The 24,497-nt window shown below is 37.4% G+C and carries 20 protein-coding genes; 8 read left to right on the top strand and 12 right to left on the bottom strand.

Features of this window, described 5'->3' with window-relative positions; translation table 11 throughout:
• Nucleotides 1–7 precede the first annotated feature (7 nt).
• The 3 genes from MSBR3_RS05040 to MSBR3_RS05050 all read left to right on the top strand — a co-directional run bounded on the left by MSBR3_RS05040 (nt 8) and on the right by MSBR3_RS05050 (nt 2,953).
• Nucleotides 8–268 (top strand): hypothetical protein, encoded by a 261-nt coding sequence (locus tag MSBR3_RS05040; RefSeq protein WP_155396724.1) that lies wholly within the window; start codon nt 8–10, stop codon nt 266–268.
• A 252-nt stretch (nt 269–520) separates the two neighbouring features.
• A complete protein-coding gene (locus MSBR3_RS05045; protein WP_048106854.1) occupies nt 521–1,579 on the top strand; it encodes a transglutaminase-like domain-containing protein in 1,059 nt (352 codons plus the stop codon).
• Nucleotides 1,580–2,281: 702 nt separating this feature from the next.
• Nucleotides 2,282–2,953 (top strand): YkgJ family cysteine cluster protein, encoded by a 672-nt coding sequence (locus tag MSBR3_RS05050; protein ID WP_048106858.1) that lies wholly within the window; start codon nt 2,282–2,284, stop codon nt 2,951–2,953.
• A gap of 208 nt (nt 2,954–3,161) precedes the next feature.
• Here the strand turns inward: MSBR3_RS05050 and MSBR3_RS05055 are convergent, their stop codons facing one another.
• The 6 genes from MSBR3_RS05055 to MSBR3_RS05080 all read right to left on the bottom strand — a co-directional run bounded on the left by MSBR3_RS05055 (nt 3,162) and on the right by MSBR3_RS05080 (nt 8,758).
• A complete protein-coding gene (locus tag MSBR3_RS05055) occupies nt 3,162–5,375 on the bottom strand; it encodes a CHASE4 domain-containing protein (protein ID WP_268989119.1) in 2,214 nt (737 codons plus the stop codon).
• A 222-nt stretch (nt 5,376–5,597) separates the two neighbouring features.
• Nucleotides 5,598–6,452: a DUF1638 domain-containing protein gene (locus MSBR3_RS05060; RefSeq protein WP_048106861.1), complete on the bottom strand. Its 855-nt coding sequence runs from the start codon at nt 6,450–6,452 to the stop codon at nt 5,598–5,600.
• A gap of 522 nt (nt 6,453–6,974) precedes the next feature.
• A complete protein-coding gene (locus MSBR3_RS05065) occupies nt 6,975–7,205 on the bottom strand; it encodes a hypothetical protein (RefSeq protein ID WP_394297719.1) in 231 nt (76 codons plus the stop codon).
• 79 nt (nt 7,206–7,284) lie between these two features.
• Complete coding sequence (locus tag MSBR3_RS05070; RefSeq protein WP_048106863.1) at nt 7,285–7,689, bottom strand: pyridoxamine 5'-phosphate oxidase family protein; 405 nt, start codon at nt 7,687–7,689, stop codon at nt 7,285–7,287.
• A gap of 212 nt (nt 7,690–7,901) precedes the next feature.
• Nucleotides 7,902–8,087, bottom strand: a complete 186-nt coding sequence (locus MSBR3_RS20015; RefSeq protein ID WP_155396725.1) for a hypothetical protein — start codon at nt 8,085–8,087, stop codon at nt 7,902–7,904.
• Complete coding sequence (locus MSBR3_RS05080) at nt 8,081–8,758, bottom strand: SAM-dependent methyltransferase (protein WP_048106869.1); 678 nt, start codon at nt 8,756–8,758, stop codon at nt 8,081–8,083. The genes MSBR3_RS20015 and MSBR3_RS05080 overlap by 7 nt, the downstream gene beginning before the upstream one ends.
• Nucleotides 8,759–9,032: 274 nt before the next feature.
• Here MSBR3_RS05080 and MSBR3_RS05085 point away from each other — a divergent pair, with 274 nt between their 5' ends.
• Complete coding sequence (locus MSBR3_RS05085; protein WP_230627820.1) at nt 9,033–9,755, top strand: fasciclin domain-containing protein; 723 nt, start codon at nt 9,033–9,035, stop codon at nt 9,753–9,755.
• Between the two features lie 536 nt (nt 9,756–10,291).
• On the opposite strand, the gene MSBR3_RS05090 is transcribed toward MSBR3_RS05085, so the two are convergent.
• Together MSBR3_RS05090 and amzR are read right to left on the bottom strand one after the other, a co-directional pair.
• Entirely contained in the window at nt 10,292–10,732 is a 441-nt protein-coding gene (locus MSBR3_RS05090; RefSeq protein WP_048106871.1) for a pyridoxamine 5'-phosphate oxidase family protein, read from the bottom strand.
• Nucleotides 10,733–11,291: 559 nt separating this feature from the next.
• A complete protein-coding gene (gene amzR, locus MSBR3_RS05095; RefSeq protein WP_048106873.1) occupies nt 11,292–12,281 on the bottom strand; it encodes an archaeal metabolite-sensing zipper-like regulator AmzR in 990 nt (329 codons plus the stop codon).
• Nucleotides 12,282–12,711: 430 nt separating this feature from the next.
• Here amzR and glgP point away from each other — a divergent pair, with 430 nt between their 5' ends.
• Nucleotides 12,712–14,388, top strand: a complete 1,677-nt coding sequence (gene glgP, locus MSBR3_RS05100; protein ID WP_048106878.1) for an alpha-glucan family phosphorylase — start codon at nt 12,712–12,714, stop codon at nt 14,386–14,388.
• A 764-nt stretch (nt 14,389–15,152) separates the two neighbouring features.
• Here glgP and MSBR3_RS21370 read toward each other — a convergent pair.
• Entirely contained in the window at nt 15,153–18,101 is a 2,949-nt protein-coding gene (locus MSBR3_RS21370) for a PGF-pre-PGF domain-containing protein (RefSeq protein WP_048106881.1), read from the bottom strand.
• A 730-nt stretch (nt 18,102–18,831) separates the two neighbouring features.
• On the opposite strand from MSBR3_RS21370, the gene MSBR3_RS05110 reads away from it, so the two are divergent.
• Nucleotides 18,832–19,701: a CPBP family glutamic-type intramembrane protease gene (locus tag MSBR3_RS05110; RefSeq protein WP_048106882.1), complete on the top strand. Its 870-nt coding sequence runs from the start codon at nt 18,832–18,834 to the stop codon at nt 19,699–19,701.
• A 107-nt stretch (nt 19,702–19,808) separates the two neighbouring features.
• Here the strand turns inward: MSBR3_RS05110 and MSBR3_RS05115 are convergent, their stop codons facing one another.
• Nucleotides 19,809–21,077 carry a tetratricopeptide repeat protein gene (locus tag MSBR3_RS05115; RefSeq protein ID WP_230627825.1) on the bottom strand — a complete coding sequence of 423 codons (1,269 nt, stop codon included), beginning with the start codon at nt 21,075–21,077 and terminating at the stop codon, nt 19,809–19,811.
• Between the two features lie 60 nt (nt 21,078–21,137).
• Nucleotides 21,138–22,382, bottom strand: coding sequence for a hypothetical protein (locus MSBR3_RS05120; protein WP_048106883.1), 1,245 nt, complete (start codon nt 22,380–22,382; stop codon nt 21,138–21,140).
• Between the two features lie 384 nt (nt 22,383–22,766).
• Here MSBR3_RS05120 and MSBR3_RS05125 point away from each other — a divergent pair, with 384 nt between their 5' ends.
• On the top strand, nt 22,767–22,979 hold the full coding sequence (locus MSBR3_RS05125; protein WP_048106884.1) for a hypothetical protein: 213 nt from the start codon (nt 22,767–22,769) through the stop codon (nt 22,977–22,979).
• A gap of 186 nt (nt 22,980–23,165) precedes the next feature.
• Nucleotides 23,166–23,372 carry a hypothetical protein gene (locus MSBR3_RS05130; protein ID WP_048106885.1) on the top strand — a complete coding sequence of 69 codons (207 nt, stop codon included), beginning with the start codon at nt 23,166–23,168 and terminating at the stop codon, nt 23,370–23,372.
• A 388-nt stretch (nt 23,373–23,760) separates the two neighbouring features.
• Here the strand turns inward: MSBR3_RS05130 and MSBR3_RS05135 are convergent, their stop codons facing one another.
• Nucleotides 23,761–24,282 carry a protein-tyrosine phosphatase family protein gene (locus MSBR3_RS05135; protein WP_048106886.1) on the bottom strand — a complete coding sequence of 174 codons (522 nt, stop codon included), beginning with the start codon at nt 24,280–24,282 and terminating at the stop codon, nt 23,761–23,763.
• Nucleotides 24,283–24,497 lie beyond the last annotated feature (215 nt).

Here is a 24,497-nt window from a genome sequence, read left to right on the forward strand (position 1 = left end):
TCATATTATGAATGGAAAAGAAAGAAGAAAGGCAATCAACCTTTTCTTAATCTTCTGCTTCTTTGGAAAAATAGAAGTCGGACAAAAAATGAGTATGATTGACTTAGCAGTTTTTTCTGAAAAAAGAAGGAATTTTCTCTTACTTATAGTAAAGGAGCCAAGAAGAATAGAGCAAGCAGTTCAAGGATTACTTATCAGTAATTACGGTAAGACAAACAGGTTGGTAGAGCCGAAAGTTCAAAATTATTTGTTTACTGCAGGAACGTGAATTTACCTTTTTTTGATAGTAACAGACCGATTTATGGCATGGAACTTTTCCGAATTGATAAACGACTAAGCAACTAGCTAATGATGTGCTCAGAAAAAGAGGCTTTGCATCGGGGAAAAGAACTTTATACATATTATTATAATGTTTTAAACCTATAGCTTTAAAAGCGGAGCTTTTGGACTTATTGAGTTTTCGATAGGAGAAATCAGTTTGAGGAAATTAAAAAATTATAAAACAAAGGTAGATGGTTAAATGAAAAGAAGTAATGCGATTTTGATAGCCGTCTTTATACTGGCTATCTTTCCCTGTACTGGCGCAAGCGCTAAAGATGGAAATATCGGAAGCAGCCCGGAATATAAGAATACTACAGATTGGTTATTTATTGAACCCCCGAGTCTTGAGGTCCAGTACTGCAGTTTTGTAAGTACCATTGAAAGTAGAGTTAATGATTTTCAAAATTTAAATTCGAAATTTCCTTTGTTTCCCGGGGAAAGAAATAGAAATATGCCACAAAATTTCCAACCCACGAATAACGAAAGAAGGTACCAACAGTCATCTCCGGCTGTCACCAGAGAAGAACCTTCGGAAGATGTACCTCCTGACATGAGATCAAGGAGTTTTCTGGATGAACAATACATAACGCAGCAAAATACTTCCTACTATCAATCCTGTGTTACCCCATATGCAGACGCTGTAACCTCTTACCTTAAAGAAAATAGTCTTGACGATAAATACGAGATCTATGAAGCCGCTTTATCGTGGATCTGGGTCTCAGATGAGACTCTGAACGGCGTGGATGAAAAGTGGCTTACTCCAACAGAGTTCCTTGAAAAAACTCCTACTTATTCCAGCAGTCCGGATTACGGAGAGCCTGTCAGTGACTGTGAGGAGCAGGCAAATACTCTTGCATCCCTGCTGATCACCTCAGGACAATATAATGAAAGTACTGTACGTGTAGCTATAGGAAAAGTAGATTTCGGAAATGTTAGTGGTGGTCACGCCTGGGTAGAAGTTTATGAAAATGGGGAATGGTTCCCACTTGACCCGACTGAAGGACCATACTATGACAATGAAAACTGCTCTATAGTACCTGCGGACGTATCGGAAATCAATTATGACGAGTACCTGGAAAGTACATATCCAGCTGCTAAAGTCTGGTATTATTACAATAACAAGTATTTTATGGAAGTGGGAAAGCAGAATGAAAATGTTCCGGTGTTCTGGAACGAGCAACCAGAAAGTTATCCAGAAAAACAGAATGGAGATAATCAAGCGTTCCGAAACAAGCGGCTGGAAAGCTATCCGGACTGAATACTCGTGGGGTAAGATATTTTCAATCCCATTAAACCTCTCAGGTTTTTAACCTTGAAAACGGTGCCTGGAGAGAGGAAAAGTACCTCCGAAACTTTCATTCCTGTTTAAGGGAATTGAAAATCGAGAGGTATGTCATTTTCCTACCTCTCTTTTGAGCCATAGTTACTCTCTTGGGTCAAAAAGTTTCTTTTATCGGATTCGCTTTTCTATGTGCTTTATTGAATGCAGTTTCTTCTATATTCAATATATCTTGGTTTGACAAGTTGACATTATGAACTGAATGCAAAACTACTTTTACAACAATTTTTACGGACAGTAATGTGCTTTATATGAAAAATGCACCAGGTAAAATTTCTTAAAAATGGAGCTTCTCAAAGTTTTTCATTATAAAAAATTTCAATTTCGTTCAGGATTTAACTCATTATACTTTATTAAACCTTAATGCCTCAAAAGCAATATTATCTTATAAAATTTTTATAGTATTTATTTTTTTCGCAAGATTAGCACTTTTGAATCGTTTACTTAAAGTCTAACCTATTTTTATTTTTTTGAATCTCAGAAATGTTAGCACAATCATGCATACATGTAAATATTACTTATTAAAAATATATGCAATGGAAATGCCGTAGGAGTGGGTTTTTAGGTCGATTTCAGGAAAATAAAATAAAAATGTATAAATGATTACAAAGAGGTTTTTAGGTGTTATACAAGAAAATATCTATGCAAAAGTACGAAAACTTACACAAGATATTCAGTGGAAGTAACAGGAATACTTTTAAAATCTGCCGTGAATGTGGGGGAGCATGCGAGCATAATAAAATCGGAACTTTATTGCCCGGAGAAGAAGAATATATGGCAGAAAAAATGGGTATAAATGTTTCGGAATTTAAAATTCGCTACCTTGATGTTCTGAAAATGGACGATGGAACTTTAATACATGTATTAAAATTAGGAAAGTTGTGCCCATTTTTAAGTGAAGAAAGTAAAGAATGTAACTGTCGAGAGTTTAAGCCTGTATTCTGTAAAATCTACCCATTAGTCCTTACACTTGAAAATGAAAAAATAAATTTCAAAATAGATAATTCGTGTAAATTGTCAAGAAAAAAAGCTTGCAGGCTTTATTTCGAAACTGCTATCCCGCTTTTATTAAATCTAGCAATTCCAGTAGATTGGTTAAGATATGTAACTAGCTATGATAATCTCTGCTTCGACTACGATCAATTGAAAGAATACAGGAGAAGAAAAAATAAGTATGCAGTTTTTTCACTGGAAGAACTGTTGAGTTTGCAGAAAACCAAGATCGAGCCTATCAATCTATGTGTTGATTTCGGTCACGGTTTCGTTCAGAAAGTTGAAGAACCGGTTTTCTAACTTTAAGCTAGAGAGAACGAATTCAAGTAATTATAGAGACCTGAGTTAGATATAACAAAGTTAAACTTCTATTTTTCAACATTCAAATTTTCAAATTTTTTAATCTTTCAGCTTTCTATTTTTCAGCTTTCTATTTTTCAGCCTATTATTTTTCAATTTTTTATTTAATAACTTTTTTATTTATCAACTTTTTATTTTTTCCGTAGTTTTATCTTTTACCCTGTGTTTTACTGTTTAGTCCAATCGTTCCATGTTCACTGTTATTATTACCTTTTATCGGAATAGCGAAAGCAAAAGTGCTTCCCTCTCCAGGATTGCTTTTGAACCAGATATATCCGCCATGCAACTTGACAATCTGTTTAACCAGCGAAAGCCCCAGCCCGGTTCCCTGAAACTGTTTGGACAAAAAGGAATCAACCTGGCTGAAAGGCTTGAAAAGTTTACTTTGGTCCTCAGGTTTAATCCCAATTCCAGTATCCATGACCGTTATTTCTACCATATCTCCTTTTTTTCGTGCTCCTATTTTTACAAGCCCGTTTTCAAAGGAGAACTTTATCGCATTATCAACAAGGTTATACATTATTTGAACGAACCTTGCTTCGTCAGCACATATAGTGGAAAGACTGCTATCTATATCGATTTCAACTTGAATATTTTTTCGGTCAGCTATAGGAGACAGAAGATTTCTCAGTATGTTAAACTTACCGGCAAGCTCAAACTTTGTATAATTGAGCTCCATTTTTCCAGCTTCTACTTTCGAGAGATCAAGGATGCCATTTATCAGATTAAGAAGGTGTTTTCCACTCTTTGAGATGTTCCCAACGGACTTTAACTGTTTTTCGTTAAGTTCACCGTATACCTGTTCATATAAAAGGTCAGAAAAACCTATTATAGAATTAAGCGGGGTTCTCAGTTCATGGCTCACATTCGCCAGAAACTCGCTTTTGGTGCGATTTGCGGCTTCTGCTATTTGTTTTTCCTGCAGGAGGGTTTCTGCTGCTTTCCTTTCCGTAATGTCCCTGCACATTTCGAGGACTCCTATAATTTTTCCGCCCTCTTCGGTTACAGGTATTGCCTGAACAAACCAGACTTTACCGTCTTTTGCAGTAAACTCTTCTGATTTTTTGTTGCCTGTAGTGAAAACTTGCTCAAGTTGAAGGTAATCGGATAACGGGCTATTTATATCAGGAGTATTCTTGAGGCATAGACCCACTGCTTTTTGGAGATCTATCTTCATAAATTCCAGGGCAACTTTGTTTGCCCAGATAATATTACGTTCAGGACTTACGAAAATTGCCAGTTCATTCAGAGAATCAAGCAGGACTTTCTTTTCTCTTTCCTGTGCCTTTAACTCCTGCTGTGCAAGATCAATTTCGTTTAACATTCCGTTTATTTCCCTGGAAAGACGGTAAAGTTCATCATTGTCCTTGAGAGACAATCTTCTGGAAAGATCCTTTTCCGATCTTACCTGGGTAACAAAATTATCAATTCCTATTAGCCTTGAGATGAATAACTTATCAAGAGCAAATTTAACCCCAACCATGGTTATCAGACCGATTAGCAAAAGGAAGAGATACATGTTATTCAGGGTTCTCTCGCCATACAGATAGAGTTCTCTTGGAAAATCCGCCCTAATAACAAGAGCAGGTTTACCTGAAATATCCGGCAGTTCAAAATAACCAGCTATTCTGCTGTCATTAAGAGGTTCGACAATAGTATGTTGCGGACTATGTGAAAAGTTGTTAAGCTTAGCCTGGAAATCAGGAGGAAGATTGTCATCAACACTATACATCAAAAGTGAAGAACGGGTGGTTTCTTTAAAGGATTCAAGGAGATTGTCATCAAAATATCTGCCGAAAATCACAGTTCCTCTCACAGGACCTGTATAATTTGTAGTAAGGATAGAATGACACGAAATAAACATGGGTTTTCCATCGAGCAGGACAAAACCACTTATATTTCCGTTTTCTCCTTTTGTAAGGAGGGTCCCGTCTTCCACTAATCTAAGGAGTTCCTCAGGAACCAGTGTTTCCTGTGAGGTATCGATATTAACCGATTTTGCATAAACAAGAGACCCGGAATTGTTCACAAAAAGCATTACATTAATTTTAAGCTTGGCAAGAGTATGATTCTGAATGTTTTTCCGTATAAACGTCTCATTTCCGTCTTCAATAAATGAATAAGTATCGTTCCAGCAAGCCCAATCCTGTGCTATATAATTAAGATATCCTTGCTGGGTTGAAATGGCATTCTGTACTCTTTCTACATTATTCAGTGTATCCAACTCTTCAAGATCTAAAAAATTTGAAAGCTGCATGTTATGGGTGAGGGTAAACGAAGCTGCAAGAACACCAAAAATTATGAGAGTTATTAAAAGAACTTTTTTACTAATATCTATTCCGGACACCCCCAGGGAATTCAATCGTTAGAAAGAGTTTGAAAGTAACATATAAAAGTTTGAAAGTAATATATTATTGATTAAAAAGGTGAGAAAGTATATAAATTTTAGTAAATGTTAGACAGATTTAAAACCAGTTAAAGCTTGTTCTCTTTTTTATGTTTTAGTCTCCTAAACTTCCCCATAGTCTATCGCAAGTGAGAACATAAGTTAAATGAACTTTCAATAAAAACTTAAATTGGTCCTTTACTGTTTTTCGTTTATGCCGTTTCGGGCGTTCAGGTATGACTGTTCGGTAATTTCCAGATTTCCTCTGAGATTCACAACTTTCATATCAAACGTGCAGGCGAACTCTTTAACATTTATATGGAAATCTGGATCAGCTACAAGCCCACTATCGATTTTTGCAGCCAGGCAGTAGAGTGGATTTTTCAGGTAACGATTGTTGAAATCTCTGCTTCCGTTTTTATTTTCAAGCTGCTTCCAGCTTGAGGCCCACATAGGTGTCAGGTAGATAGTTCCCACACCCTGAAAATTGGTCATGGCCCTGGCATAAGCTTCATTTCCTCCAAGCGCCAGACTAATGCAGTCCTCTATGGTTTCTCCATCTCGGTCTTTCAGGAAAAAAAGCGGGCATTTAAGATCAGCTAAATCTTCTTCCAGTTTTCCAAGTGCATGTCCGCAGATACCATAAAAAATCAGGATTCCATCCGAAAAAAGAGACATCTCACGGATATTTCTGTAAACCTCCGTCTTTAAAATATCAAGATCGGCATGTAAGTCCAGGCTTAATAAGTTTACTACAATATTTACCTCTTCTCCAAGTTTCCGTTTCCTGCAAAATCTATTGAAGATAGGAAAACTGGAAAAGAATCCTGCAGGAATTCTTAAATCATAGCTGGAGTAACCTTTGAGAAGCATTGGGATCCGATCCAGAAAAACTGTCTTTGGGTTGCAGTTTCTTGACCTGAGCTTACGAAGGAACCCTGAGATTTCCCGATTTTCTACAACGATTAGCTGCTGTAGCTCACGGTCTTTTGATAATATATGTACAAGCTCATCTTCGAGCATCCTGCAGGCAACAATGCTCAGTACAGGCATAGTTTGAATGTCCTTCCTCTTAACTTTGTTAGGATTTTTTCTGGAATCATTTCTGGTAAGCTTCTATTTTCAGAGTTCCTGAATCATTTCTGGTAAATTTTTATTTTCGGAATTCTTGGAATCATTTCTGGTATTTTTATTCTCGAAATTCATTCATGTATTTTATATTTAGGCCTTCTTCATAGATCTTTACTTCTGGATTGTATTTACGGATAATCTTGCACAATAAATCTAAGGTATTGACAAATTTACCTATGAAAGCAATATAAAATTTACAGCTATATACAGATAAAAATTATGTTTAAAAGAAATCCTCGAAAAAACGAAAGATAGTAAATATGAACAAAAAAGAATAGATATCTGTCCGTTCTCAATTCTGTTCAACTAATTATGTTAGTTTCAGTTACCTATTTTCTCTTAATTTGTTATTATTAGAGATTACATTACACTATATCTCTTTATATCACTGAACTTTATTTCCTATTCCTTTCCTTCTACCATTCTGCTTTTGTCTATTTTTGTCTATTTTTTTCTTGAATTTACAGGGAGTTTTTTATCAGGAGTGACTCCGTAATATTTTGTCCTTGCGGCTCCCCAGATACAGCCGTTTTTCCCGAAGATTTTCAACTCGATATTCTGGATAGCCTTGCAAATTTTATTTCCTTCTCTTGCACCCTTGCAGACTATGCAGAACTTTTCACAAAAAACAGGGACATTTTCCTTATTTTCAGCCATTTCGACACTCTCAGCCATAGTTTGTTCTTCTTATCGGCACTTATGGGTGCTTATCCAGATACGGTGCTGATATGATATGATATGATCAAAAACTTGATTAGAGTAACTTCTTTCCTGCGTCAGGGCCGGGAGCACACTGGAACACATCGCTAATTCTTACTTCTATTAGGCTCTTTGCAGGAAGTCCGGGTTTTGCCGCATGCACAATTGCTTTCATTTTTTCAAATTTTTCCCCAGAGTCAATAATATCAGCTTTACCTTTTATCTGAAAACAGCCGCCTGTATCTGGTCCCCACACATAGACTGCCACGTTTGGATTTTCCTTAAGGTTTGCCAGGGATTTAGCCATGAAATTATCTGCAATCCATATTGTTTCATCATCTACAAGCTGGCAGAACCCTATAGGCACTACGTTAGGAACTCCTTCTTTTGAGGCCGTAGCTACGGGAAAAATCTTTACCTTCGAGAATGCAGTCTTCATCTCTTCGCTTAATTTTACCATGATATCACCATCAAATGGTCGCAGTATAAATTTATATATTTAAGCGTCAGAATTCTGTATCGAAGGCTGAGTTTGTGTATTTTAATAACCTTTCTGGAAAAGGATTATCTTGGACTTTTAAGCAAAAAATAGAAAACATTGAGTCTGAGCAACAATATAAAGAATCTGGAATAAAATATTCGAAAAAACCGGATATGAAAACGAGAAAATTGTCAAATAGAAAAACTGACTGCAAAAATATGATTTTCTTCTCGAGTATACAGATTAACCTTATTCCAGATTACTGACACTCGTGCCCTGAAGTCCACGGATTCCTTGATAATGAGGTGGGTCTTGTCGAGGCAGATGGCAAACCTGAGGTTATGGACAATAACCTTTTGCCTCATAATATCTAACAAATTCTTAACATCATGTTCCCGCCTTTTTGAAACTCGTATGCTACTTTTATTTCTTTTACATTTCGATTTCTCATCCTTAAAAAATCGATTATAGGCTCAACGTATGACGATCGGTCAGTATTTAAGTCCAGCAACGGAAATATTCTGACTTCATTTGAAACCCTGCACAACTCCTCTATCGATTTCAAATGAAACTCCAGTGACAAATTATCCGTGTATAGAAATAACAAGTGCGAGCACAGTGCCAGATCAAACTCTTTATCACTAAAAGGCAGAAAGGGCAGTTCACCCGGTATATATCTTTTTTGCATCAAGCCTTCCGAAAAATCATTCAGGAATTTCTCCATAGCTGACATTCTTATATTTCCAAGTTCTTCAACTGAGCCGATTTCTTGCCAGATAAACTTATCCTGATTTTTCTGAGTCTGGTCAATAATGTCATTATAGGTTTCATAAATTCTCTGTCTTATCTCGTCAGCACTGAAAATGTAAACAGGGTCGACTGATGTTACATTTCCTCCTCGTTCTGTAAGTTCTGCATTGAAGCTTGCAGGTCCATCTCCACAACCCACTATCTTTCGTCTGAGATCGGCAGGTGTTAAATCAAACATTCTGACATATTCGTTGAAAGACCTGCCCCATGGCTTGATATCACTATATGTTATTGTCATAATCTGCACGCTATGGCACATAAGTGCACAAAGCATATAAATAATATTCTTTAGTAACCAGCTAATCCTAAGACAAACTTAAGAATGAAATTAAAAATTGGTGCTTAAATTGTAGTTTCCGGATCAGTGAGCACTAAAGTAAATAAGAGTCGACTTTTCACCGACCTATCGTCTTTTTAACAGAAGTTTTTCTGCAAATACAGATAAGATTATATCAAAGGAACATGTATTGAGAAGTGAAATTAATCATAAAGTATATCTTCTAGATATATATTTGGGGGGAAAAGATATTAGAAAATCTGGGACTCTTGTAGTTTTACTTTTAACAATATTAGTTATTTCTGGCTGTGCGGAAAATGCCCAGGACAATAAAACAGGACCTGAGAATGAAGAAAGGATAACTCCAGTGGAAGATGCTACTCCTAATGTAACAGAACAAGTTACAGAACCGGCAAGCGAAAATACTGGAGAAGGATCAATGTCTGGTCAGGAGGAAACCTCCATGGATGAAGGAAAAGAAGTCATAATACCGGATGAAGAAAACTCCGACCAGGGCAATGAAACTTCTTCGGAAAATTTAGACAACAATTTGACAATTATTCAAACTGCAGAAGGGGCAGGATATACCACCTTTGCTTCACTTGCAAGGGATGCAGGACTTGAGGACATTCTTAGTAAAGGAGGACCTTATACTGTCTTCGCTCCTACTGACATAGCCTTTGAGAGCCTTCCAGAAGGCACGCTTGATGACCTTCGTAATGATAAAGAGAGGCTGAACCGTGTACTGACTTGTTATGTAATCAACGGAGAATACATGGCCTCAGATCTTAAAAATGTTGATACCCTGGATTCCCTGGAGACCGAAAAACTAACTGTGAATACCACAACTGAAGGACAGATAATGGTAGAAGACGCAATTATAACAGAGCCTGATATCGTTGCAGGTAATGGAGTAGTACATGGAATTGATAAATTAGTGATTCCATTAGAAGTCTAAAATGAAACCCGGAACAGAGGCAAAACTTATGAAGCAAAACTTACGCTGATTTAAAGATCATATGACTTGAAACTATATTGATTTAAAGATTATATGACTTAAAAATCATGGTAATTCAGAAACCACATTGATTTGCTTCTTTCATTCCTTTTTACCTTACTCTTATCATTTTTACCTTAATTCTATCATTTTACCTTACCTTATCGTTTTTACCTTAATTCTATCATTTTACTTTACTCTTATCATTTTTACCTTAATTCTATTATTTTACCTTAATTTTTAGATTTTATATCCTGTCAGTCAGCTTCCTGTCAGTTTAACTTTTGTTCAGTTTTGATAACTAATTATTGTTCTGCTCTACTAGTCAAGCTTTATCTGGTTTCGTCAATCAAACATTTGTTTCATTTAGTTATCTACAAAAGTTAAGACAGTTGCGTGGAATAACAGGATATCTTCAAATCATAGAACAGCGACCACATTAAGTATAAAGGAATTATTTTCAACACTGTTTTTTACCAAAAATCAAAATGAGGGTTTCATAGGTTCACCTGCTCTCTGTACCCGAACTTAATGCTGTAATCGAGATAATAGACAACTTCTGGTTCAATTTTTATCATGATACTATCCGGATCTGGGGGCATGTCTGCCGCAATCGGAAATTTGGCTACCAGTATTTCCCCAATTTCTCGTAATTCATTTTCATCAGTAACTATTGATGCCTTGCCTTCAATCTGAAGAGCCTGCATCTCAAACCAGTCTGGATCGTCCTCGTCGACAGTATATGCTACATACGGATTCTGCATAATATTCTGGACTTTCCGAGTATTTTTATCAGTTACCATATATACAACAGTGCCTTCGGATACATATGCCATTGTATGGGCCATTGGTCTGCCTTGCGGGCTTACTGTTGCAAGGTTCAGATAGTAATGATTTGAAAGGTACTCGTAAACCTTATCTTTAAGCTCTTCTGCCATAGTCCCCACCTAAACATTTATAGCTCTAAGCTAAAACCCGTTTTATTGGATTTTATTCTAGTGTCAAGTCAATTATCAAGGATTTAATGATCCCTAATAACTGCACTCGATTTTATACGACGTTTTGTGTTTGACTCGACACTGGTCTGCCAGGATAATGTAAATTCTCTACAGGCTTTCTAATCCTGTGATATAATTTCCAATTTTTATACAATTTTTAATTTTTTAATAAATTTTAGCCATGTAGTAAACTAAGTCCTGCAACAACTTATAGTTTTATAATACAAAAGGAAAAAATGCGTTTATACTATCTTTCCCCATACAGTTTAGAGGGACAAAATTTATAAACTTTACCTATATCTGCAATCAATAGGGATATGAATATTGTAGATTTATGATTTTTTCCATATTATGTTAGAAAAATAGTGGAAGTTGACTTAAATAAGTAATGAATGATTTAAAAAACTAAAGTACGACAAAAATGAGTCAAAAAATAGCCAAAATAAATTGGAAAAGCAAATGAAAATAGTTGAAAATAACTGAAAGAGTAAAAAACTATTTATGATTTTCTCTTCTTTTTACATTCTATTAGTTTTTCTTCCAGACGGATGCGAGAGATAAAAACTCCGAATTGCGTTGCGATAGTTTCGATGACAGTGCGCACGCTATCCGGAATCTCGAATTCAAGGTTCGAAGCAAGATAAAAAGCTGCAATAACATTTTTTCCGGATTTTACGGGGATTATTGCGGTAGCCCTGAGATTTTCATGCCTGAGTGCATCATCTCTTGAAGTGAGAAGCAGGTCTATATGCTGTTTATAAACCGGCTGCCCTATCATAACAAGTTTAGTATTTGGGGAATTCGCACCGTAATGGGAAGCATGCTCGACAAAATTAGTGGAAAAGCCACTGTGAATGGCAAGCGTCATATCTCCTGTTTCTTCATCTATGAGATAAATACCTCCAACATTGATTTCATCTATTTGCAGGCAGGAATCCAGTAGTTTCTCAAGAGTTTCGTTCAGGGAACCGGAAGTGCTGAGTGCAATGCCAAGGTCTCTCTGGATATAGAGCAATTTTTCTTTCCTCTTCCGCTCAGTAATATCCAGGACTATTCCCTTAAGGTACTTTACCATTCCATTTTCATCAGCTTCAATGAAAGTTCTTTCTTCAACCCAGCGTATTTCGCCTGACTTAGTCAGGATGCGGTACTCCTGAGAAAAATCCACGTAATCTTCTTCTATTCTTCTCAAAAGTTCTCTTTCCACTCTTTCCAGGTCGTCAGGATGCACAATATTACCATACATGAGTTTTCTTGATGTAAACTCTTCTACGGTATACCCGAATTTCTTTATGTTTTCTGAGACAAACTCGGCAGGCCAGTACTTTTCCGGCTTCCATAGGAAAACCGTGACAGGAACTTTATTTATTACTGAAATCAGCTCCTTTGCCATCTCAAGAGCGTTACATAACGCTACTTCATTCAGGTATTTACAGGCTTTCTGCCTGCCGTTTCCATTTTTAGCCGAGTTTGAAGCCACTTTAGACATCTCATTCTCCGTATATTAAAATCTCTTACAGGAAGCTTTGAATACATTTCGGATATTTACATTTTTTGCTTAGCAAACATAGAAGTACGCAATAAATTAAAAAGCTTGTGATTCGAGATTCCAAATGTATCAGAATGCAGAGACTTGAAAGTCAGAATCTATAAAAAGATTCTGCAAAAAAGAGCAAACAAATATGAGATCACCTAAGAGAAAAATATATATACAGTATCGAGCTCATAGCCATTATGGTCAATAACAATTCAATTTTTTGACCTATTTCCTTATTTCACTTTTCTAAAGATTCTTTACTCTCTGTATCTCAGGTATAAATCCCGTTTCAAAATGAATTTTCGAGGTCAACTTGATATATAACCGATGATATATTTTTGGTATAACTCTACAAAAAATAAAAAGAGACGAGTTTGAGAATATGGATGGCCTTCAGGGAGTATTGAAAGGACAGAAGATTGCCTATTTTTCTATGGAAATAGGGCTTAGCAGTGAAATTCCGACTTATGCTGGAGGGTTAGGCATACTTGCAGGGGACACTATTCGTTCGGCAGCTGACCTCAATATTCCACTGGTAGCAGTAACACTGGTAAGCAATAAAGGCTATTTCAGGCAAATTCTTGATTCTTCCGGAAACCAGGTCGAACACACCGAAGAGTGGAATCCTGCCCGGTTTATGACACTTCTCTCAGAAGAGGTAAGCGTAAAAATCCAAAATCGGGATGTTAAAATCAAGGCCTGGCTGTATAATTATAAAAGCCTTACAGGAGGCTGTGTACCTATTATTTTCCTTGATACCGATGTCGAAGGAAATTACTGGGAAGATCGCAGAATTACGGATTTTCTCTATGGGGGAGACCAGCGCTACAGACTCAAGCAGGAAATAGTACTTGGAATAGGGGGAGTAAGAATGCTTGATGCATTGGGCTTCAAGCTTAGGAAATATCACATGAACGAAGGTCACTCAAGCCTGCTCGGCCTGGAACTCCTGAGATGTAACGGCACTGACCCTCTGAAAGTCAAAGAGCTATGTATTTTTACAACACATACCCCTGTTGAAGCAGGGCATGATAAGTTTGATTACGGGCTTGTAGAAGACCTCATCCAGGACAAAAACTGTGTGGATATCCTCAGAAGATTCGGAGGAACCGATCGCTTTAATACAAGCCTTTTTGCCCTTAACCTGTCAAACTATGTCAATGGAGTCACAAAGAGGCACAGCCTTATCTCAAGCGAACTCTTTCCGGGCTACAAAATCCAGGCAATCACAAACGGTGTTCACTCATATACCTGGACTTCTCCTTATTTCAGGAAACTTTACGACCGCTACTTGCCTGGCTGGGCAAACGAACCCGAACTTCTGGTAAGAATAGACGGAATTCCGGACACTGATATCTGGGAAGCTCACTGGAACGCAAAGAGAGCCCTTATTGACGAGGTGAACAAAAGGACAGGTGTGGGTATGGATTACGAGACCCTGACAATTGGCTTTGCACGGCGCATGACCGCATACAAACGAGCAAACCTGGTCTTATCTGACCTTGAAATGCTTAAAAAAATAAATAGACTGGGCAAAATTCAACTTATTTTTGCAGGTAAAGCTCATCCGAATGACGGAGCCGGAAAACAGCTTATCAGGGATATCTTTAAAAATATTGGGATTTTGAGGGAAGAAATAAAGATTGTTTTTCTGGAAAATTATGATATGGATCTTGCCTCGAAAATGGTTTCCGGGGTCGATCTCTGGCTGAACACACCTACTCGCCCTTATGAAGCCTCAGGTACGAGCGGTATGAAAGCTGCCCATAATGGAGTTGTAAACTTCAGCGTACTGGACGGATGGTGGATTGAAGGCTGGATTGAAGGTGTAACAGGATGGGCAATTGGTCCTCAGCCCGAAGAAAAACTTTCTGAAGAAGATGCAAAAGCAGCAGAACTCAGCGACCTTTACAATAAGCTGTATTATGTTATAATCCCCATGTACTACAACCGCAAGGATGAGTGGATTAAGCTAATTAACAATTCAATAGGTATGATAGCTTACTATTTCAACAGCCACAGGATGATGAGGCGTTATGTCACACATGCATACCTGTAAGTCTAATCGCTTTTTATGGAAACTCGAGAGTTTGAGTTTTATTTCCATTTGTTTTTTGGGGAGGGATAAAGATAAGTAAAGTTTTTGTCAGTTATTGCAAAATTTATCAGTACTCTTTTTGAAATTACCTTGATAAAAATAAATTCCACATTTTCATAAGTTTGCTTAAGAAAGGATTTTGTTTCTGATAACTAGGCAACATGTTTAGGTAGTATTACTTTTCAGGTAATGTTACTTTGTGCCTTTCGTTAGCTTGATTCCTTTCGTCAGCTTGATTATATTAAAAGAACCCTGACTGCTTACTGGAAATTGAACTAATAAAACTACTGTTAATTACATGTTAAGATTTAAGAAAAGAAAAGACTGCATAGGCAGTTTTATGAACACTTTCGCCATTCAAATGATTAGAAAAGAAAACCCGAAAAAGCTAACCAAAACAGTGTAATGTGTTTAAAGTATATTGTATTTAACTATAAACAGTATAGTATGTTTAACTAAAACGGTATAATATATTTAAATATAAAAAGGTTTCTCCGAGGAAGAAAGTACAATCCCGATTCAATGAAGAGCATATTTTTTAATATTCCATTATCTTTGCAAATAGTGTTAAGATCATATTAAAACCAAAATTTAACAATCTCAGAGAAATATAAATTATAAGTTAGACCGTTAATAAGTTAGACCGTTAATAAGTTAGACCGTTAATAAGTTAGACCGTTAATAAGTTGGACAGCGGGATCAATTATCCCACTATCTAACCAGATTTATCTCCTTGTATATCGAAAGGCTCCAAGCAGCCCGACAATACAGTAAATCACTCCAAAACCAGGCATACCATTAGTTTTTTCCTTCTGCTCAGGAGTATGTTCAATATCAGCTGCCATATTTTGAGTGTTATTTTCTGAATTCTCGACTTCAGGTTCAGGCAGTATTTCAACCACTTTTTCTTTCTCTACAGTTTTTCCTGTTATTGCAAAGAACGAGAATCCAGGTGTTTCTGCCGTGAAGTACAGATATCCATTATCTTCTTTTAAGCATTTCACAGGGAGCTGTGACCATTTTTTGTCACTGTACCTGTTAAGTGTAATTGAATTCTGGTCGATCTTCTTATCCTGCAGCCAGGACTTTTCAACCTTGAAGCATACTACAGGGTTTCCAATGTTCTTTTCGCTTGCAAATCCGCTGTTTCCGACCCAGAGGTTGAAGTACTTATAGACCTCGCCCGAATCCAGTACTGAAGTAAGAGTGGATTTTGTTTTGAGCTGTTCGGCAATGGTTGTGATCTTACCTGCAGTCTTCTTTGCATCAAAGCTAACGTATACAACACAGGTTGCATTGTTTGTAAAATCAAACTTTACAGGCTTTCCGTTTGTAACCTGTGCCTGTGAAAGTTCCTTGACCTGGACATTAGTTTGAGGTTCAGGAGAACCACCTGCTCCACCGCCCCCACCGCCTCCACCGCCGCTGTCGTGGCTGCTTTCTTCACTTGAACCATCGCTTCCGCTGTTTGGATCCCCGTTTTCACATGCGTTTATTGTAGCTGTCTTTGAAGTGATCCCGTTGATGTTACTCACTACAAGGGTGACATTATAGGTTCCTGCTGAAAAATAAGTGTGTATTGGGTTCTGCTCAGTTGAATTCGTTCCATCTCCAAAGTTCCAGTTCCATGAAGCTGGGGATCCGGTACTGGTGTCAGTGAACTGAACGGTCAACGGGATATTTCCACTCGTTATATTGGAATAGAAATTAGATAACGGAGGTTTTGTCGATACTGTTATGTAATTAATTTTTTGAGTAGAATTTGATCCTTTGCTATTCGTAACTTTCAACGTAACAGTGTAAACTCCATCACTTGAGTACACATGTACCGGATTCTTGTCTGCTGAGGTATTTCCGTCCCCGAAATTCCAGGACCAGGAATCTGGAAGTCCGGTTGATATGTCCTTAAATGCTATATTTAGCGGCCGAGATCCTTCTGTACGATTACTGGTGAAATCAGCAGATGGAGGTGTCGCCTGAATAACCTTAATCGTTTGAACCATTGAATCGGTTGAAACTTCATTTGCTGCTGTTAGATTAACCTTATAAACTCCTGGTGTTGCATATGTATGAATAACATTTGCAGTACTGCTCGCAGGCGAATTATCACCAAAGTCAAGTAGTTCAATAGCCTGATTGGTGCTGTGATCCACAAACGTCACGTTTTCTCCGGCAAATAGATTATTTCGGGAAACCGTGTAATTTGCAGTTACTTTGGAGAATCTGGGTACCTGTTTCCAGGACGAATTTCCAAGCTCTCCCATGAGATAAAAGGTTCCACCATTCTGATAGGTATAATTTAAAATTGAGTCAAGTCTTGAAGTCGAAGTTTGGTATGGCCCCGTAACATTTGGAGTAATTGCATGCCCGAATAACACAAGCACGCTCCCAGTTTTTATTGCACGATCGATACCATACTCGATAGACGGTAGACTGGCACCAATTGACTGGTCATCGATTTCCACACCATATAGAAGTTGAGTATCGTCCCAGTTGTAATAAGCCAGGGTTGTTTCATTTATGTTTCCATTTATTATCGTAGGAGTTCTCGTTCGGAGTGTTCGGAAGTATGGAGCTACTGCTGCATCGGAAACTGAATTTCTACTTGAGTAAGGATATGCTAAGGTACAAACCGGGTAACCATAACGGGTAATTTCAACGATATTCGGAAATATTTCCTGGTTTAACCATGCTACAGGAGTATTACCATTTAGAAATTGAACTGAATCTATATGGTTATTCCCATGCAAAGCTATTTCCCAACCAGCCGAATGTAATGCATTGAGTTCTTTTAATTCAATTTCAGCTTGCCTTCGATTACTTACATTATTTACGTTTATAGTACACTTAGCATTATATTTCTGGAAAATTGACAAGTATTGATAACACGATTGAATATGCCCTGAATCGTCCCAGGATAAAGCAATGCCTCCACATTTGCTTAAACTCTTTACGCTGCGGAGGTCACTCTCATATAGATCTAAAATTTCGGATGAACTCAATGTCCTGTTATATAAATAAAAAGCATATATTGCCCCGTTTAGCCCATATGCAGTGTCAGAGGATGAGCCTATTGTCCAATTTTCCGTTATATAGCTCGGACCTAAAGCTGCAGCCGTATAATTCACACCTTCTCCATTAGCAAGTCCGTTAATGTAAAGTTGAGCGTGAGAACCATCGTATGTCACAATAGCTTCATAATCCGTATCAGGCTGTATGCGAGTTGCACCTGAGCCGTGAATGTTCTGTCCATCTGCATAAACTTCATATGTAAGCAGAGAATTCGTATGGTCAATACTGATTCTGAATGCAGTATTTCCTTTGGAAACCAGGTATGTATTACGAGCCGGATTGCTTGAATCGTACCTGAAAAAGACTCCAAACGTTATATGTGGGTCAGTAAATGCCAGCTCTTCATTATTAGGTATTGTTATCCGGCTTTGTCCGTTAAATTGTCTTGCTATTTGTCCGGTTGGCAGAATAAAGGTTGTACTGCCATTATTTACACCATTATTTCCATGTCCTGAATTGTCAACTATAGTATTTCCAGTATCTTCAGACCAGTTATAATACACAAGTTGATTTGTATCTGCATGAGCACTGCCGACCAGACCAGTTATTAATATAATAAATAAGCCATATTTTACATATGTCTTAAAATTGTAAAATTTCATTATGTCAGACCTCTTTAATGAAGACAATGTTAATTGTTTTCCTCATTTTCAGGGTTGAGAAGCGCATTTTTTCTAATTTTGGTGAAAAAATTGTTTCTTTCAGTATAATCAAGAATTTCCCATTTTATTACTATCAATTCGCCATTATTTTTCACCTGCTCTTACTTATTCTTCAAATTTGTAAATAGCATAAGCCTGGTGCCTGAGATCTGATATATCCAAAAAATCCACATTCAAAAAATCCGTATTGATCAGAAGATTTGACTTTAAAATATTCGCACAGTATGGATTTGAGAGGGCAATCTAACGGCAAACCAATATAAAGGGAAACAGCCTCATAACTATTTAACAGAGGTATTACAACTTTCTAATATTTATACTTAAGTCAGCCTTGCTTATAGCGTCCTCTATAAGTGATTGTACTACAGAAGTTGATACAGCTTTGAAAAAACATATCAAAAATGAACGGTTTCTCGAATGTAAACATTCACACTAAGTAGCCTGAAAGTTTATTATTACTGTCAGCAAAGAAAATAAAATGTATTCAAAAAGCTGGTTCGAGTCTCGAATAAATAATTTAATTAAAATAAAGATTGATATTTATTATTGGCGAGTGTAACTTATTTTGACATAATTGGACAATTTAGTTATATAAGAATAACATAATTAAGTTTACGTTTTAAAAAATTTATTAACAACTGTTATTAAAATTTGCTATGTGGTGAGTTAGATGAACAAAAAGGTTATTCGTAATACTATCATATTTATTGTCCTTGTTATTCTCAGTGGGTGGATAGGTGTTCTTGTAGACTCTACCTTTCCCGAGCAACCAAATGGTGATTCTCCCGGTATGGGAATATGGCTGATACTGCCTATGTTGACTGCAGTTGCAATCACTATATTCTCAAAAAGCGGCTGGAAAGATTTCGGTTTCAAGCCGAATTTCAAAGGAAACATAAAATGGTATTTGATTGCTTTTTTGATTTTTCCTGTCATAACAACAATCGTTCTGATAATCGGAGCTACAACAAGATGGATTGATCTGTCAGCCTTTGACCTCAGACCTTTTATTTTGTTGTTTTCCAGTACTCTGTTAATCAATTTTATTATAGATATTTTTGATGGGACTCCTTTACATGGATATCTAACTTCACAACTCATAAAATTAAACCTTAGTGATTGGAAGATATATCTCATTGTTGGTAGCCTCTGGGGAATATGGCATGCTCCGTATTATCTGGTATTTTTACCCGAAGCAGATATACAAGCAGTGTTACCGGTTAATCGAGCTATATTTTTTGTTATTTCTGTTGCAACAATGGTATGCTGGGCGGTGATGTTTATTGAGCTCTTTAGGATAACAAAGTCAATTTGGCCGGGTGTTATACTACATATGGTAGAGGACTCCCTGATAAATCCTTTAATTATATTGGGTTACGTCAGTATTGCAGCAGGAAAAGAGATTCTTATTTCACCAATCAATGGAATTATTACTACAGCTCTTTACTTATTAATTGGGCTTGGAATAAGAGCTTATAGAAGACAGGCAAATCAAATAACGTTTTACGAATCAAAGGAGGAAAGAAGTTTTCCTCAGTAAAAAAAGGAAAGAGTTTTTTCTTATTTAAGTATTTCAAGTTCTTTACCCAACGAGCCATGAGCAAAAACCCATGAAGAGAATAATCCTCGTTTTTAATTTTTGGAAGTTTATTTTTCTCCAGAGCCAGGATTTTTAACCCTTGTACGTGAAGCTTCAGCATTTGCTTTGAATCCCTTACTCTCCCATAGATCAGCTGCAATTTTAAAAGCGTTTTCTGCCCCTTTAGGGTTCCCAAGTTTCCAGAAAACCCTTCCTTTCTCGTACCAGGCTTCAGAAAAGTCAGGCTTCTTCCTGATTGCCATTTCGAAAGCATGCAGAGCTTCTTTTTCAGAGCGGGTTTCAAAAAGTACTTTTCCTCTGAGATACCAGGCCTCTGCGTTATCGGACTTTTCCTCAAGGGCCTTTTCAAAAGCCTCTCTGGATTTTTCAAGTTCTCCAAGTTTTAAATGCAGCTTACCTTTCTCAAACCAGATACCTGCATCCCCGGGACTCATTTCCAGTGATCTTTGAAGTTCTTTCAGTTTCTCTTCGCACTTACGCACCCGAACAAGCACAGCTTCCTTTCCTTCCCAGGCATTTTTCTGTACAGGGTTAAGGGAAATAGACCTCTCGAAAGCTTCAAGAGCCTCCCTGAGATGCTCGAGCTTTACCAGTGCAAACCCGGTGTTGGTCCAGAGCCCCGGATGATCCGGATTTATCCTGGAGGCACTTTCAAACATCTCAAGAGCTTCTTCATAACGTTTGAGTTTTAACAGGGTGTTTCCTTTATAAAATAAAGCTGGAAAATGCCTGGGATTTTCGGAAAGTACAGTGTCAAAAACCTCAAGTGCAAGCCTGAGCCTACCCTGCCTGTAAAGAGTTACTCCTTCCTCATATAGACTTCCAGCACTTTTCAGGTTATTTTCTTCAGGACTTTCATCTTCAAGATAACTTTTCCTAAGTCCGGTTTCTGAAAGGTATCTGAAATCCAGGGAGGTCTCCGAACCAGACCTCGAATCGAGGTATATGAATTCTTCTTTTGGCACAAAAGACTTACAAATCCATCCTGGCTCAATTTTCCTGTTCGTAATAACGCAGTATCCGTTAACATGCTTGGAACAGACCTCACAACAGTAAATTCTTCTTTCCAGCCGGTACCGAATCTGGTCAAGTTCAGTTGTAACCAGCCCCTCGTTTAGCCGTGCTTTGAAAGTCTCGTACGGTATGTTTTTGATCTTGATATAAACTGTTGAAGGGGCAGGTGGGTCCCATTCCGAAGGGTTTGAAGTCGATTTTTTGCAAATCATAGTTCTGGCAGGAATTTTTCTTATGGGTTTTTCCGGAAATTTTTCGTTTTTGGGAAGTTTCTTTTTTACTGGATATGTTCCTCTACTCAAAGTTACGCATCGAAGTTAAATGCTTGTCTCAGATTAGAGATTAATAATAGATTAAATTTTTTACTGCGTCTCATTTGTGGAGGATCCAGTCCCTGAGCCAGAACTATTGAGTTTTGTCTCATTAGTCGACGAGGGTTGTTCTTGCGTTGAAGTTGACGTATTAGAGTTAGAGTCAGTTTTTTGAGAAGAAGATGCAGAAGACTCCTGTACGAGTACGACTTTGGTAGCCTCCGCGCTTCCGAACTCATTTGTGGCTGTTAGAGTATATGTCATGGTTTTACTTGGAGATATACTCTGGCTGCCAGTTAAACCTACGGTTCCTATTCCGGGTTTGATCGAAACTTTTGAGGCACCAGAGACTCTCCAGACAAGTTTCGAGCTCTTTCCTTCCTCAATGGTATCCGGATTCGCATTAAACGAGTTGATAGATGGAAGGCTTTCTTTAGATGTTTGATTCTCCTGAAGTGCCGAATCATTTTGTGATGTCTGGCTTTCCTGAGATGCCTGATTATCTTTGGAAGCCTCATTGTCGTTAGAAGCCTGATTATCTTTGGAAGCCTCATTGTCATTAGAAGCCTGATTATCTTCCGATGTAGGATTTTCCTTAATCGATGAACTCTCCTGAGACGTCAGACTTTCTTCCGTAGACGGAAGATTTGATGCGGAAACGTTTTCGGAGGAGGCAGCATTTTCTTCAACTGCAACAGTACAGTAAGATGCATCTTCTTTCTCACCACTTGAAGCTGTAAGTTTGTATGTTGTAGTGCCGGTAGGAGACACACTCAATGTTCCGGTAGGTTCTACAACTCCTATATCAGGTTCAATAGTAACATTCGAAACCCCTGAGACATGCCAGTTCAGAATAGCACTCTCGCCTGGTTTTATGGTATCAGGGCTTGCATCAAACGAGCTGATGAGAAGAGGCTCTTGAGATCCATTATTAACCGTAACCGTGCAGAGCGCTACTTTTTCGTTTCCTTTATCATTCGCTATCAATTTATAGGTTGTAGTCTCTAAAGGGGATACAGACATGGATCCATTTGAACTTACAGGTCCTATGCCAGGCTCTATTGTAATATTGTTAGCTCCGGAAACTTCCCAGTTCAAAACTGATGATCCTCCGGATCCGATAATTTCCGGACTTGCATCAAAATTGCTAATTCCTACTGCAGCTGCAGGAAAAAGAGCTTTTAGGGCAATAGCTATACTCAGTATGGTACCTAATAATTTTAGAAGTTCTGGTAATGAGTTCCACATTGACTTAACTCGTTTCCAGATTGAATTATTACTATCCTCTTTATCCATAATCAAACTCCGTACCTATAAATTAAACCAAACAACCATACATGGCAGGTTGAAAAATAACGTTTTTCAGAAATTTTACCTAAAACGTTAAGTTAAACAGTCAATTCTTTTTTGGATTGCAGTTGAGATATATCTCATAGTTTAATAATATATATATTTATTAATTTTGGGATATATTTTCAAGAAGTTGGATGAAAGGATCGAACTTAAAGATTAAAGCTAAGGATTCAACTTAAGCGTTCAATTTGAGAATTTTTCAATTTACTGCCAAAAATCATTGTAATTTTCAAAAGAGAATGTCTGCAAGTTAAATTATTTATATTCGCTATCAATATATTTTATAAAAAACTATTATTCTGCCATTGATAATAAAAAGGTGGTTATATGAACTCTTACTGCAAAAAAACCCATGGAGTTCCAGCGTTATTCTCTTTTTTCATTCCTGGTCTGGGACAGCTTGTAAAAGGACAGGTATCCAAAGCAGTTGGCATCTGGGCAGCTTTGTTAATCAGTCTGTTCATGAGCGTCATCGGAATCGGGTTCTTAATTGGAATAATCGTCTGGATAGCACAAATATACGATGCCTATAATGCATGAAAAGTAGGTTAAGAAACTTTTATAATAAAGGTTAATTTGTTTTAGAGGATGCTTAACTCGTTTTAGAAAGTGTACTTTTAGAGAAAGTCTTTAAAAACAAAAATTTTTATATTGAAGGGAAAGGTCTTTTTATGTTAAACAATTTATATTCACTCTCTTATTAAGTACTTAAAGAAGGTAAGTTCTATGAACTATTGCAGAACGCACGGAATTCCAGCCTTATTTTCGTTTTTCTTTCCTGGCCTGGGCCAGCTTGTAAAAGGACATCTGTTCAAGGCATTAGGCATCTGGATAGCCTTCATTATCACAGGGACAATGCACATTTTTGGGGCTGGATTTTTATTATGGCCGCTTATATGGATCTGGCAGCTCTATGACGCCTACAATGCCTGAATAAAACAAATTTGAGAGCAATCCAAAAGGATAACCTTGAAAGGATAATCTCTAAAGGATAACCTTAAAAGATAATCTGTAAAAGATAAAACGAGTGTATAGTAAGCTAAGTTACTTAGCTATACATCAAATTTTTTCTAAAACTTAGAGGATGCATCCTTATTCTTTCAATTGTTCTTTATGAGTCAGCCTTATTTGGTTAAGCCTAATCTGCCTATTTTCAGTTTGCCTATTTTCAGTTTGCTATCATATCTATCAGTATCTGTCAAATTGATAGCAATCAAAACTATCGATATCTATGAAATCGATAGCACCAAAAACGAGAAAGGTATCAGGAAGCTAGTCTTACATAGACCATCAAATAATTTTTTAAATATGTTAAAATGTGTTAATACCTGCGTACCATCTCCTCCTGCCATTCCGTCTCCGGCCATCCTCTAAAGCCTCTGAGCTTGTTTATATCATCCAGATAATTTATCACTTCATTAGCCTGAAAACCAAGACCCTTAAGCACACATCCAAGAACGGTTCCGGTTCTGCCTATACCTCCCACGCAATGGACAACAATGCCTTTTCCTGCATCCATTTCTGTTAGTATTATATCAGTTGCCTTTCTTACAAGCCATTCAAGTGTATCAGGATCATACGGATAATTACCATAATGCAGGTCTTCTAATTCTGCAGAAAAGAGAACCTCAAGAGGATAAGGATTATAAGATACTTCAGGATCACAAAGACAGACAACACTTGAGAAACCCGCTTTCCCTATTTCCTCCCAGGGCGTGTGTACTCTGGGATAAGACATACCAGCCAGAGGTACAGGCTCCTTAAGTATAACATAAAAGTTCAGCGGGACTCGGATGCCTTCTATTACAGGCATCGCCATAGGACTCAGTAAAGAAGACGCCATGCTAAGAATATGAGGTTAGAAGATATAAATTTCGTTTAAAGAGTCGAACATATGAGTATAAGTGTAACAGTATTTCGTGGCCCAATTGTTTCAAAACAGTCCTAACTTTTTCCGGAATTCTTCCAGATCCTTAAATGTAGAAGATACATATATTCGAGCCATTCTATCTACCAATCTTCCAGCCAATTATTCCAGAAACACATTAAAATACTAGA

The sequence above is a fragment of the Methanosarcina barkeri 3 genome, assembly GCF_000970305.1.
GTDB lineage: Archaea > Halobacteriota > Methanosarcinia > Methanosarcinales > Methanosarcinaceae > Methanosarcina > Methanosarcina barkeri_A.